The sequence below is a fragment of the Bacteroidota bacterium genome (assembly GCA_013360915.1).
In the GTDB taxonomy this organism is placed as follows: Bacteria; Bacteroidota; JABWAT01; order JABWAT01; family JABWAT01; genus JABWAT01.
This window is the reverse complement of sequence record JABWAT010000001.1, coordinates 800,909-814,250: the sequence shown is the minus strand read 5'-3', so window position 1 is coordinate 814,250 and position 13,342 is coordinate 800,909. Positions and strand designations below refer to the sequence as shown.

Below are 13,342 nucleotides of genomic sequence, written 5' to 3'. Positions count from 1 at the left end.
ACCTTTAACTGTTCTGAATACCAACATTTCTGACCATGAGGAAGTTTTATGATTAAGTATGTCTCTGCCGAAGAAGCAGTAAAAGTGATTGAATCGGGCGACCGTGTGTTCATTCACGGGGGAGCTGCCACTCCAACCACCCTGATTAAAGCCATGACAGCCCGCGCTGGCGAAATCCGTGAAATTGAAACCATTCACCTTCATACCGAAGGTCCTGCACCCTTTGCAGAACCTGGAATGGAGCCCTTTTTCCGCGATAACAGCATGTTCATGGCCGGAAATGTACGCAAGGCAGTAAATGAAGGACGGGCCGATAACATGTCCATCTTTCTGGTGGATTGTCCCACGCTGTTCCGTCGTGGTATTCTTCCGCTCGATGTGGCCATGGTGCATGTATCCCCTCCCGATAAACACGGTTATGTGACCCTCGGTGTCTCGGTTGATGTGGCTCGCGCTGCCGTTCAGACCGCCCGTAAAGTGATTGCTCAGGTAAATCCGAACATGCCCAGAACCCACGGTGATGGCTTTATTCATTACTCAAAGTTTGACGCTCTGGTCCTGGTCAATGATCCGATTCATGAACATCACAATGACGAAAAATCAGATGTGACCGATCTGATTGGCGCCCATATCGCCGGTATTGTTGAGGATGGAGCCACCCTTCAGATGGGAATTGGTGCCATTCCAGATGCCGTTCTGGGAAAACTGATGAACCACAAGGACCTTGGAATTCATACAGAAATGTTTTCTGATGGAATGGTTCCGCTGGTTGAAAAGGGAATCGTGACCAACATGAGAAAGAAAACCCATCCGGGTAAAATTGTGGCTGGATTTGCCATGGGAACCCGCCGTCTTTATGACTTTATGGATGACAATCCGCTGATTGCCATGTGTGATATTGCTTATGTGAATGACACAGCCGTCATCAGAAAAAATCCGAAGGTCACCGCCATTAACAGTGCCATTGAAGTGGATCTCACCGGTCAGGTCTGCTCTGATTCCATTGGAACCCGTATGTACTCAGGTGTCGGCGGACAGGTCGATTTTATCCGTGGAGCCTCACTTTCTGAAGGTGGAAAACCCATCATTGCGCTGCCTTCCACCACCTCGAGGGGAGACAGCAAAATTGTCAATACACTCAAGGTGGGGGCTGGTGTGGTAACCAACCGTGCCCAGGCTCATTACATCGCCACCGAGTATGGAATTGCAGAGCTCTTCGGGAAAAACAATCGCCTTCGTGCTCAGGAACTGATCAAAATTGCCCATCCCGACCACCGTGAAGGTCTTGATAAAGCGGCTTTTGAACGGTTCGGAAAATCCTTGTTCTGATTCTGGTTCTATTCTCACTGAACGGACTGAAGCCGCCGACTGGTTTCAGTCCGTTTTTATTTTTACGGGTTTTCACGACATTTAACCCATGTTGTCAACAAATGCTCCCTGGTCACTGAACGGTCAAACCATCCTGGTCACGGGTGGAACCATGGGTATTGGTGAAGCCGTGGTTCAGGAAGCAGCCCGGTTGGGAGCCACCGTTTTGGTACTTGCCAGAAATCAGAACCGGCTTGCTGAAAAACTGGAAGCCTGGCGTGGTTCAGGATTCCCGGTAAAAGGGCTTTCAATTGATTTGTCCGGTCGTTCAGGAGTGGAACAGGCTCTGGACTGGATCAGAAAAGAGGCACCGGTTCTGCATGGTGTGGTGAATAATGTGGGAACCAACATCCGTAAAAAATCGGTAGATTATACGGAAGACGAAGTGGAGTACCTGCTCCGAACCAATCTGCTGTCCGGTTTTCATCTGATCAGGCAATTGGTTCCGAACCTGAGGGCCTCCGGTTCGGGGTCGGTTGTAAATGTGGCCTCGGTTGGCGGACTCAGGGCCCTGAGAAGCGGTGCTCCCTATGCCATGACCAAGGCGGCTATGATTCAGATGACCCGCAATCTGGCGGTGGAATGGGCCTCCGACCAGATCCGGGTTAACTCGGTGGCTCCATGGTATACACGTACACCACTTGCCTCACCGGTTCTGGAACAGCCCGAGGTGCTGGCCGACATTCTTTCCCGAACACCCATGAAGCGGATAGCCGAGCCCGTTGAAGTGGCCCGTGCGGTGGTCTTTTGCCTTATGCCAGCTTCATCTTACATGACCGGTCACTGTCTGGTGGTCGATGGCGGGTTCATGGCTTATGGATTTTGAGTGGTTTGCAGACCGGTTGTCCGTTCAACCCATCCGCGCAGGTCACCTGATCAGTACTGTTCAGAACCATCTCCGTGAGGCGATCAGACCGGGGGATATCCTGATTGATGCCACTGCCGGAAATGGAAATGATACCCTTTTCCTTTCCTCACTTGCTGGTGAAACTGGAAGGGTATATGCTTTTGATATCCAGCAGGCGGCGTTGGATTCAACCAGGAAACGTCTTGAAACTTACGGGTCGCCATCCAACGTTCGCTTGATTCACGACAGTCATCAGGCCATGAAAGGCCACGTGGGATCCGATTGGGGTTCAGTTTCGGTCATCATGTTTAACCTGGGCTATCTGCCTGGTGGTGATCATCACCTTACCACCCAGACCTCATCGACCTGTGAAGCGATTCTGCAGGCACATGAAGGATTAAGACAGGGAGGCCTGCTGAGTGTCATGTTCTACCCCGGACATGAGGAAGGCAGCCGGGAAGCTCTGGCGGTGGCTGACCTGATTCAGACAATGGAGGAAAACTGGCAAACCTGGGTTTTTGGAGTGGGAAAAACACTGAAACCGGCCCCGTTTGCACTGATCAGGCAAAAAGTACACTGAATGGAAATGTATTTGTAATGTACAAACCCGGTTTTTTGGCAGAAATATTGGTGAACTCGATCTCTCACGGAATTGGATTTCTTCTTTCCGTTGCCGGTTTGGTACTGATGATCTGGAAGGCATCCACGACAGGAACCGCGATAGCCGTTGTTAGCGTGTCTGTTTTTGGTGCATCTATGACTCTGATGTATCTGATGTCTACCCTTTACCACTCTTTTCAGGGACGGAAAGTGAGTCGGTTATTTCAGATTTTTGATCATCAGTCCATCTTCCTGCTCATCGCTGGTTCATATACTCCAATATGTCTTCTTGGGTTGACATCTGGCTGGGCCTGGAGTTTGATTGGAGTTTTATGGGGTCTTACCATCCTTGGCTGGACCTGGAAGGCTCTTTTTTCTGACCGGTGGATAACCCTTTCATCCCTTATTTACCTGGCAATGGGCTGGCTGGCTGTTCTGGTTTTTGACCAGTTGTGGAACAGCATGACCCCTTCAGGTGTATTCTGGTTGATTCTGGGTGGAATCTTTTACTCTTCAGGTCTGATTTTCTTCAGTTGGACCCGCCTTCCATTTCACCATGGAATCTGGCACCTGTTTGTGATCGGAGGAAGCTTCAGCCATTTTTGGATGGTATATTTCTATTTACTCCCGGGGAGGTGAATATGGATTGGCAACGGAAACAGAGATGGTTTCTGCAGGGATTGGCTGGTGTCATGTTTCTGATTCATTCGGTTGTTGCTCTGCTGGCGTGGGAGTATGCACCGGACAGCCTGATGGCCGGACTGATCTGGGCCGTATCATTGTTTGTTCTTGCCATCTTTAACAAAGCCGGCCGCTGGATGTACTACCTGCTTGTTCTGTGGGTGGGTTTGGGACTGGCTGTTCAATTCTGGCAAACGGTGGATTTACTTATCGATTTCCGGGCCATGGCCAAGGCCTATGAACTGGCACATTTTCCTGCTCTTGGGGCTGCTTTGGTGCTGGCCGGTGTCATGGCGCTTCTCTTCATTCCGTTCTGGGCACTGATCTGGTCCGACTGGCGTCAGGTACATGCAGCTGGCCCCTTTCATTAATCACCTGAATACCTACGATTTTTCACCTCTTCTGTTGACATAAAACCATCATTAGCTGATATTTGTGGTTCTCTTTTAAAAAGAGGCCTTAACTGAATTTTTTGCGCATAAGGAGAATCCGATGTACGCCATCGTCGATATAGCTGGCAAGCAGTTCAAGGTTGAGGGTCAGAAGAAGGTTTACGTTCCGCTTCTCGATAAAGAAGTGGGTACCACGGTAACTTTCGACCAGGTGCTTTTGGTTGCTGACGACCAGAGCAAAACCACGGTAGGGACCCCAACTGTCAAAAATGCTTCAGTAGAAGCTACTGTACTTGCCCACGTCAAGGCCGATAAAATCCGTATCTTCAAATACAAGAGAAGAAAAGGATTTCGCCGGACGCAAGGTCACCGTCAGCAATACACACAGGTTTTAATCAACTCGATTAAGGCATAACAGGGAGGTAAGCAAAGTCATGGCACATAAAAAAGGAGCCGGATCGACGCGGAATGGACGCGATAGTAATGCCCAGCGGTTGGGAGTGAAAGCATTTGGTGGTGAAGTTGTCACAGCCGGAAGCATTCTCGTCCGTCAGCGGGGTACCCGTTTTCATCCCGGTATCAACGTTGGAAAAGGCGGAGATGACACCCTGTTTGCTCTGGTAGACGGAAAGGTCGAATTCCGTGTGAAAGCCAACAAACGGCAATATGTTTCGGTTACGCCGGTTTCAGTCAACTGAGACTGGTCTGATCATTCCCGGTTAAACGGGAGTAAGTCTGTATAAAGGGATCGTGTTGAAAGACCGGTCCCTTTTTTTATTTCAGTTTGCGCAGACCGGGTAACCGTTTGGAAAGCGGTGTTACTTTAAGCCGGTCATCAATCATCCGCTGATCAAAGACAAAATCGCCGGTTGGTTCCAGATCCCAGTTCTTCCCGAATTTATCTCGTAAGGCGGTGGCAATTTCAAAGAAATTCCACCCTTTGTTGGAATCCACCTGGTAAAGACCGGGTTTCATCGTCAGCGACTCCCTCAGAACCGCAGCCGTGTCTTCTGCAAAGGAACAGGCCGGTAACCAGCGCGTGCTGCAACGTACCGACCCCTGTGTGGACTGCTGATTTTCCAGATAGTCGATCATGTTGTTGCTGCCCATCTCATTGATTATCTGCCAGCCCAACCGGAGGGTGATTGAATCGGGATTCTGATACTGAATGCGTCCTTCTGCAATTCTTTTCTCGAAACCGTATCCCTTGTTATTATCGGGAAGAGAGTCGATGGTGAAGGGGCCTACTGCATAATCAGAGAAAACCATGACTGTGCTGGTATATACAAACCGGATGTTCAGGTTTCGGGTAATCCAGGCCAGTTCGCTCGGCCATTGATAATTCACAATCCAGTTTTCGTTTTCGCGCCCGGTGGGTTTGCTGTTCACGGCCAGGTGAATCAGCATGTCGGGCTTTTCCATCCTGATGTAATCTTCCATGGGGTAATACTGGTCGATGGGAACCACATTCCGGTTCCACCCGATCACGGTATCACCTTTGGATTCAAGATAAATTTTTAATTGCCTGCCAAGGGTTCCATGCAGTCCGGTTACCAGTACTTTCATTTTGAGTCCTTTCCGGCCGGTGGTTGGGTGTCGAGAGGATATCCTGCTTCTTTCCAGCCACGGAATCCACCATCCATCGAAATCACCGCAGTATAGCCCATCTGACCCAGAGTCCAGGCAGTCAGGACCGACCGGAACCCGCCGCCGCAATAGAGTATCAGTTCTTCACCGGTATCGGGAAACCTGCTTTCGATATCCCGTTCCGCAATGCCTTTTGAAAGGTGAAGGGAACCGGGAATCCGTGATTCGTTCCATTCATGATCCTCGCGGACATCGATGAGTGTCAGGCGTTCGCCCGATGCCAGGCGTTGATAGATGGCTTCGACAGTGGTTTCCCTGACGTGTTGCCGCGTGTCGTTTACCAGTTTGAGAAATCGGGGAGCGTGGTGTTTCATGGATGAATTGGTCTTGTCGGTTAAAATAGATATTTTTTTTATTTTCCGGAAACCCAATACGTGAAAGTGACCCTCATGCAAGTCCGCCTTCTGATCCTGTTCCTGCTTTGTACTCCCTTCATACTCCATGCCCAATTGGATAGCCTTCTGACCATTGAAGATGTCGGACTGGCACGGTTACGCCCCGATTCTCCCCGAAGCGTGGAATGGGAACCCGGCGGATCTTTTTTTACATGGATGTCTTCCGGATTGCAGCATCTGGTACGGTATCAGCCGAAAAGCGGAAAGCAGGATACCCTGTACCTGGACCGTTTTGCCTCCCTGGCCCGGATGAGCGGTATTCCTGATGTAAAGCGATTTCCCCAACTGAAATGGCTGTCGGCAGACTCTGGCTGGTTTCTGACCGGGGGCAAACTGGCTGTTCTGAACCGGGCCGATGAGACCATCCGCATCTGGTCACGCCTGCCTGCCAGTGCCGAAAACATCGATGTGTCTGCAGACCTGAAAGTGGCTTTTACTGTTGGAAATGCTTTGAAAGTCAGTTTGCGTGATTCGGTGGCGATTCCGGTTGGAGAGCCATCCTTCGAAGGGGAGGTGTATGGTAAAGCCCCGCATCAGCGAGAGTTCGGAATTACAAAAGGCACTTTCTGGTCACCATCCGGTCGTTTTCTGGCCTTTTACCGGTCGGATGACCGTCCGGTAACCCGTTACCCGTTGGTAGATATCACCTCCAGACCGGCCGAGGTGAAGCCGTTTATGTATCCAATGGCTGGGGAAGCCAATCATCTGGTGACCGTCGGAGTATTCGATACCAAAACAGGGAAAACCACCTGGCTTCCGACTGGTGAACCAGCCGATCAATATCTGACCAACCTCACCTGGCAGCCCGATGAGTCGGCTCTGTGGGTGGTTCATGTGAACCGCGGGCAGGATTCAAGCCGGATTGTCCGTTATCCCATTGGACAGGGGTCGCCGGCAACCATGCTGACAGAAACCGATCAGGTCTGGATTGAGCCGGAGCATGGTCCCGTTTTTCTGCCCGGCTCTGATGGGGATTGGCTGTGGCTGAGCCGCCGGGATGGCTGGGATCATTTGTATCGATATGATAAAACCGGCCGGCTGAAAAAACAGGTAACCAGCGGCAAGTGGAATGTGCTATCGGTTGATAAAGTCAGTCCGGATGGCAGCCAACTGGTTCTGACCACCACCCGGAAGTCACCATTGGGGCGTCAGATTCTTCAGGTGAGTACCGGATCAGGAAAAATCACACCGATCGGTTCAGGTGACCAGATGAATTGGGTCACTCCCTCTCCCGATGCAAAACAAGCTGTTGTTTTCACCCAGTCACCCGTTCAACCCGGTCAATTGGTCTTGTATAAAGGTGGAAATTCAAAACCCCTCCTTTTGCACCAGTCTCCCGATCCGTATAAAACCATTCATTTCAGCAAGCCGGAATTTTTCAGCATCCGGTCCGTTTCAGGTGATTCCCTTTATGGGCAGCTTTACAAACCGATCGGATTTGATCCAGCCAGAAAATATCCGGTGATATTGTATGTCTATGGCGGACCGCATAATCAGCTGGTGACCAATTCCTGGCCCCAGGGTGTTTATCATTTGTGGTTCCAGTATATGGCTCAGCGTGGATTTATCGTGATTCAACTTGATAACCGCGGGACGCCCAACCGCGGAAAGGCTTTTGAACAGGCCATTTTCCGTCGGGCAGGAACGGTTGAAATGGAGGATCAGCTTGCCGGACTGGATTGGCTGAGTCAGTTTTCCTGGGCCGATATGAGCCGTGTGGGTGTCTTTGGCTGGAGTTACGGTGGATTTATGACCGCCACGCTGATGACCAAAGCGCCCGACCGGTTCAAGGCTGGTGTTTCCGGGGCACCAGTGATTGATTGGAGCTACTACGAAACGGTTTATACCGAGCGGTATATGGATACCCCCGTTGCCAATCCGGAAGGATATAAAACCTCCTCGGTTTTGAATTCCATCGGAAACCTGAAAGGCCGGCTTCTGATGATTCATGGTACCCATGACAACGTGGTCATGTGGCAGCACTCATTGCTTCTCGTCAGCGAAGCCATCAGAAACTCGGTTCAGATGGATTACTTCGTCTACCCCGGACATTTACATGGGGTGGCAGGAAAAGACCGTGTGCACCTGTTCGAAAAAATCAGCCGGCATTTTCTGGAAAACCTGTAAGTCACCATCAGATCCGGCAGAATTAGGTTATAATTACAAGATTAGAGTGAAAGCGCTTTTACCTCGCTAATCTCACACAGGAAGACTACCTTTACGGTGTAAAAACGGACAATTATTATGGAAATCCTGCATCAACCAATCTTTTTACTCCTCGTTATTATCATCCTGGGTGAGGCCATCGGGAAAGTCGAATTTAAAGCGTTCTCCTTCGGCTCCTCGGCCATCATTTTTGTTGCACTGGTCTTTGGGCATAACGGATTCAGTCTTCCAAAAGAATTTCTTGAACTGGGATTGGTTCTGTTTATTTATTCAATCGGGTTGCAGGCCGGTCCGGGATTCCTGAACTCGTTTAAAAGTCATGGTCTGAAACTGACATTGGGTGCCATTGTGGTGGTCACTGTCGGATTTATCACCACCCTGGTTTCGGCGCTGATTCTCGGGTTCGGCGGTGACACAGCCGCTGGCGCATTCTCGGGCGCTTTGACCAGCACCCCTGGTCTGGCGGTGGCTGTTGAAATGACCAAAAGTGCCATGGCACCCGCCGCCTATGGATTAACCTATTCCTATGGGGTGATCGGGGTGATCCTGTTTGTAAAACTGATTCCCCGGTTCACCAAAACCCGGATTCCCGAAGAAGAAGAACGCTTAAAAACCGAACTGCTCCGGGAAAATCCACCGGTCACCTTTATCCATCTGGAAATTTCGAACCCGAATGTGGTTGGGAAGCCCGTTAAGGATCTTTCCCTGACTTCGATTGCCCCCATTGCCATCACCCGCTTGCTCAGAAAAGGTTCCACCGAGCCGGAGCTGGTTAATGCCGAGACCATCCTGCAGGAAGGGGATCAGATCAGGGTTGTGGGGACCGAACAGGATCTGAAACAGATCAGTCTGGTTCTCGGACATCCGGTATCGGCCAAAATGGAATTCAATTCGAAACTGATGAAAAAGAAAATCATCGTTTCCAAAAAGGCCTTTGTTGGCCGAACCATAGGCTCAATCAATTTTGCCGAGGTGTTTAACGTTCAGGTCTCTCGTTTAACGCGTAATTCCATCGACATTCCGGCTGACCCGACCACCCGTCTGCAAATGGGTGATGTGATTCACCTTGTCGGTATGGAACAGTCTCTGGAAAACATGAAAAAATTGCTTGGAAACGATGCCAGGGTGGTCTACACCACCAGTGTGTTCTCGGTTCTGGCAGGTATTTTTATCGGATATCTGATTGGTAAAATTCCGGTATATCTGCCTTTGGTGGGTGAAATCACTCTGGGAACAACCGGGGGCGTCTTGTTGTCGGGATTGATTCTGTCCGCCATTTATCAGACTGGACCCGTGATCTGGGCAATTCCGGAAACCGGAAATGGTTTTATCAGGGAACTGGGCTTATTGTTATTCCTTGCTACCGTAGGGACCAGTGCGGGGGCCACCATCATGGCGACCATTGCTTCAGAAGGGATCACCTTACTGTTAGCAGGTATTGTCATCACCACCATTCCGATGATTGTGGCATATATTTTCTGTAAAACCGTTCTGAAAATCCAGTTTCTCAGAATCCTCGGAGTCATCACCGGGGGAATGACCAGTACTCCCGGACTGGCAACCACCACTTCAATCTCGGCCACTTCTTTTGCAGCCACTGCCTATGCCACCGTTTACCCGGTGGCCCTGATCGGTATGATCATCTATTGCAAAGTGCTCGTTTGGGTCCTTGGCTGATTCAGTGTGAATCCAGGGGGGATCAATGATACTTTCTGCGTGGTTAATGTTTGTGCTGCTGGGCTCCGGATCCGACCAGGATTCGGTTACCATCAGATTCACCGTTACGGGTGACACCATCCGGTCTGCCTCGGTGGCCGGCAGTTTTAACAACTGGAATGCAGAGACCCATCCCCTGAAACAAACTGGGTCGGTCTGGGAAACCAGCCTGAAGGTTCCGGCCGGATATTACTATTACAAACTGGTCGTTAACGGTCAATGGATCACCGATCCTGCCAATTCCTGGTCGATCAATGATGGGGGCCAGGGAAGAAACTCCATTCTGAAAGCCGGTCATCCGCCTGTTCCGAAACGGAAATTCAATCCGGATCCGTTGCCGGCTGCATCCATTCCCCGTCCGGTATTCGATGACCGGCCTGATTGGATCCACCTGTATCATGAAGCCTGGCGGATGGCATGGAATCATGTTCAGAAGGGGACCGACCGGAATGGATTTGCCGAAACTTACATGGATGAAGCGTTTAATGAACTGATCTATCAGTGGGATACCAGTTTCATGACAGCCTTTGCCGTTTATGCCCGGCCTGCCTTTCCGGCGATGCAAAGTCTGGATAATTTTTACGCCAGACAGCGGCAGGATGGATACATACAGCGGGTTTATTGGGAGTCGGATGGAAGTCTGGCCACATTGCCTACCATGGAAGAGCCCATGGTCAATCCGCCGTTGTTTGCCTGGATGGAATGGCGCTATGCGGTGTTGTCTGGTGACACCACACGCCTGGTGCGTGTTTATCCGGTCTTAAAAAACTATTTCCAGTGGCTGGAACAAAACCTTCGCCATCCCGATGGCAAGGGACTGTATTACCAGACCGATCTCGGCAGCGGAATGGATAATATTCCACGGCCGGGAGTGGGACTTGGCGGTTGGATTGATCAGTCGGCACAGATGGTATTGTTTGCCCGTATGATGCAGAAACTGGCAGTACTGGCTGGTTTTCCCGATGAACGCGCCGGATGGTCCCAAAAAGTTTCCCGCGATTCCACCCTGATACAGGACCGGTGCTGGAATGAAAAAACCGGCTGGTTTCATGATGTCCGACCCGATGGCAGTCAGAGTCCGGTGTTACACATCGGGGCGGTCTGGACCTGGCTGGCTGGTATACCAACCGGCGATCAGACCAGGCGGATGGCAGCCATGCTGAATGACCCGACTACATTTAACCGGCCCCACCGGGTCCCATCGCTTGCAGCAAGCGATCCACTTTATGACCCGCTTGGACATTACTGGCGCGGTGGGGTCTGGGCACCCACGACTTACGCAACGGTTCAGGGATTGCAGACAGCCGGTGAAAGGACACTTGCAAGGGAGGTGGCTGTCAGTCATCTGACGGCCTTGAGTAAAGTGTATGCCAATCCGGGAATTACGGATTCTGCTATTACGTGGGAGGACCGTTTTCAGGATGGGTACCGGACCTTGTGGGAATGTTATTCCCCTGATTCTTTGCAGCCAGGTACCCGATGGGACCGGACGTTCAGAGGCCGTCAGGATTTTGTGGGCTGGACCGGATTAGGACCGATTGCCATGCTGATTGAGACTATTCTCGGGATTTCGGTCAACAGCCTGCATTCTGAGATTGTCTGGGAATTAAACGGAAAAGGTCGTCAGGGGATTGAAAACCTGGCTTTCAGACACTCGAAGGTCTCGTTGATTGCGGTACCGGCCTCTGACCATTGGAAAATCAGCATTGAGTCGAAAGAGGCTTTTCTGCTGAAAGTGGTGGTTGGTGAGAAGACAACAGAAATCAGGATTCTTCCTGGTCGGACTGAACAGCAAATCCGGATTACCAGTCAATAACATAACGGATGAATCCGAAGCCATGGGCTTTCGATTCCGGCTCTGATTCGGCTTTGCTCAGATGAAGACTGATACCGGCTTCCAGGTTCTGATCCGCCACGATTTCGGCCCGGAATTTGACCAGGAATTCATGAGACAGGTTCAGGTCTCCATCGAGAAAACCAACGAACTCATCATCCTTCTCCTCCCGGTAAGTGAATGATGGATCGGCACCTGCATTAAACAGGGTATCTCCACCAGCCGAATACACATTCTGCCCCTTGCGCGTGAGGCGGTATTCGGTCTCGAGACGGTAAAGGGCCGAGAAATCATACGTCAGGCGCAACATCCATTCATCGGCATTGGGCCCTATCCGGTGACCCAACGGCCAGCCCCAGGCCAGATAATTCGATTCACGGTCCCAGTGTGAGTACACAAATGGCCTGATCCAGGAATATTCCGAAATGACCGCCAGATCCTGCATGCCGGCCGGTTCATACCACCAAAACCCGATCTGAGCAGCAATTTTGTTCGAGTAACGGTCCGGAAAGGGAAGATTGAAAAAAAGACTTTCATCCATCAGCAAGGTGCCCTGCAATTGGAATCCGTCCCATGCATTGGTCTGGATGTCGGCAAAAAAGAAGTTGTTATCACGATCCTGCAACGACAATTCGGTGAATTTCAGGATGGAAAGCGGAGACAGGTAACCCAGATCCAGGCTCCGGTGGTACACCACAGACTCGCCGCCCCCGATGGTCATCACATTGGGAATGGCCCATTGAAACCGGTGATGAACAATGTACTTGGTATACCGGGACCGTCGGTCAGGCAGAAAATCTCCTACTGTGGAGGCGTGAATTGAATGGTAGGAAAATTGCTTATACCGTACCCTGAACTTCACAAAATCCAGATCGGGATGGGTTCCGCTCAGGACAAGTTTACTGCCGTACCCCAGCCCGAAGGAAGTGGGTTCACGTCCGACCTGAACCGCCAGAAGAACATGGTCGGCCGGCGACCAGCCCCATTGCAAATACCCTGAAGTAAAGTCATAGTTCTTCACAATCATGTATTCGTGCTTTTCCAGAAATTTGTAATTGTAGTTCAGTCTCGGATCCCAGGTCTTCAGGGTAGAAGAGGGGCCCCAACCCATTCCTTTTAGCAATCCCAGTTCATAACCCAGATGTTGAAGAAACGTACCATTGATCCGGAATCCGACATCGAGGGTGGCCGCACCCGATGGACGTGGAATGGCGGTTTCATGAAGACCGGTTGAGTGAATCAGCGCTTCAGCGTACAAAGTAGCCAGTGAGTCATTTACCATCCAGAGATAATTTCGTCTGGACGGAAACCAGACTGAATCGGCCAGAGAGAGGCTTCCATCTGGGGAAAAGATGGTGACTGCAGGGAAGAACCGGCCGGGAAAGAAATCATCAAGGTAGCCATCGAGCCGATCGGTGGCGACAGGCGACAACCGGTGCCGGTTCCGGTCGGCTTCCTCGAGCCAGCGCTGAATTTCGAGCAGGGTTTTGTTCGGATCGGCCTCCTGGTACCCGGTAATGACACGGGCAACGGATAAATCCTTCAGGAAACCATAAACATCGGATGACAGCGGGATGTTTTCGTATTGAGCACTCACCGGCAAGGAGGCCAGAAGGAAAAACAGAAAGGATAGAATAGGGCGGAGAAGAAACAGTCTGATCATCCGGTAAAGATAAGCCGGCGGGAAAAAAGTTGC

Annotated in this window: 13 protein-coding genes; 10 read left to right on the top strand and 3 right to left on the bottom strand. The window is 50.8% G+C overall.

Annotation, left to right across the window (positions count from 1 at the left end; translation table 11 throughout):
• Positions 1 to 48 precede the first annotated feature (48 nt).
• From HUU10_03490 to rpmA, 7 genes are all read left to right on the top strand, one after another.
• Positions 49 to 1,329 (top strand): acetyl-CoA hydrolase/transferase family protein, encoded by a 1,281-nt coding sequence (locus HUU10_03490; protein NUQ80652.1) that lies wholly within the window; start codon positions 49 to 51, stop codon positions 1,327 to 1,329.
• A gap of 88 nt (positions 1,330 to 1,417) precedes the next feature.
• Positions 1,418 to 2,194: an SDR family oxidoreductase gene (locus HUU10_03485; GenBank protein NUQ80651.1), complete on the top strand. Its 777-nt coding sequence runs from the start codon at positions 1,418 to 1,420 to the stop codon at positions 2,192 to 2,194.
• Positions 2,166 to 2,795 (top strand): 16S rRNA (cytosine(1402)-N(4))-methyltransferase, encoded by a 630-nt coding sequence (mraW, locus tag HUU10_03480; protein ID NUQ80650.1) that lies wholly within the window; start codon positions 2,166 to 2,168, stop codon positions 2,793 to 2,795. Before HUU10_03485 ends, mraW begins: the two co-directional genes overlap by 29 nt.
• 17 nt (positions 2,796 to 2,812) lie before the next feature.
• Entirely contained in the window at positions 2,813 to 3,454 is a 642-nt protein-coding gene (locus tag HUU10_03475; GenBank protein ID NUQ80649.1) for a hemolysin III family protein, read from the top strand.
• A 2-nt stretch (positions 3,455 to 3,456) separates the two neighbouring features.
• Positions 3,457 to 3,867 (top strand): hypothetical protein, encoded by a 411-nt coding sequence (locus tag HUU10_03470; protein NUQ80648.1) that lies wholly within the window; start codon positions 3,457 to 3,459, stop codon positions 3,865 to 3,867.
• 121 nt (positions 3,868 to 3,988) lie between these two features.
• Positions 3,989 to 4,303, top strand: a complete 315-nt coding sequence (gene rplU / locus HUU10_03465; protein ID NUQ80647.1) for a 50S ribosomal protein L21 — start codon at positions 3,989 to 3,991, stop codon at positions 4,301 to 4,303.
• A 19-nt stretch (positions 4,304 to 4,322) separates the two neighbouring features.
• On the top strand, positions 4,323 to 4,586 hold the full coding sequence (rpmA, locus tag HUU10_03460) for a 50S ribosomal protein L27 (GenBank protein ID NUQ80646.1): 264 nt from the start codon (positions 4,323 to 4,325) through the stop codon (positions 4,584 to 4,586).
• A 76-nt stretch (positions 4,587 to 4,662) separates the two neighbouring features.
• Here the strand turns inward: rpmA and HUU10_03455 are convergent, their stop codons facing one another.
• Both HUU10_03455 and HUU10_03450 read right to left on the bottom strand, forming a co-directional pair.
• Complete coding sequence (locus tag HUU10_03455; protein ID NUQ80645.1) at positions 4,663 to 5,454, bottom strand: sugar nucleotide-binding protein; 792 nt, start codon at positions 5,452 to 5,454, stop codon at positions 4,663 to 4,665.
• Positions 5,451 to 5,849: a sulfurtransferase gene (locus HUU10_03450; GenBank protein ID NUQ80644.1), complete on the bottom strand. Its 399-nt coding sequence runs from the start codon at positions 5,847 to 5,849 to the stop codon at positions 5,451 to 5,453. Before HUU10_03450 ends, HUU10_03455 begins: the two co-directional genes overlap by 4 nt.
• A 75-nt stretch (positions 5,850 to 5,924) precedes the next feature.
• Here HUU10_03450 and HUU10_03445 point away from each other — a divergent pair, with 75 nt between their 5' ends.
• The 3 genes from HUU10_03445 to HUU10_03435 all read left to right on the top strand — a co-directional run bounded on the left by HUU10_03445 (position 5,925) and on the right by HUU10_03435 (position 11,628).
• Complete coding sequence (locus HUU10_03445; protein ID NUQ80643.1) at positions 5,925 to 8,057, top strand: S9 family peptidase; 2,133 nt, start codon at positions 5,925 to 5,927, stop codon at positions 8,055 to 8,057.
• A 117-nt stretch (positions 8,058 to 8,174) separates the two neighbouring features.
• A complete protein-coding gene (locus tag HUU10_03440) occupies positions 8,175 to 9,773 on the top strand; it encodes a transporter (protein NUQ80642.1) in 1,599 nt (532 codons plus the stop codon).
• 25 nt (positions 9,774 to 9,798) lie between these two features.
• A complete protein-coding gene (locus HUU10_03435) occupies positions 9,799 to 11,628 on the top strand; it encodes a hypothetical protein (protein ID NUQ80641.1) in 1,830 nt (609 codons plus the stop codon).
• Here HUU10_03435 and HUU10_03430 read toward each other — a convergent pair.
• Complete coding sequence (locus HUU10_03430; GenBank protein ID NUQ80640.1) at positions 11,615 to 13,309, bottom strand: hypothetical protein; 1,695 nt, start codon at positions 13,307 to 13,309, stop codon at positions 11,615 to 11,617. The genes HUU10_03435 and HUU10_03430 overlap by 14 nt on opposite strands.
• Between the last annotated feature and the right edge of the window lie 33 nt (positions 13,310 to 13,342).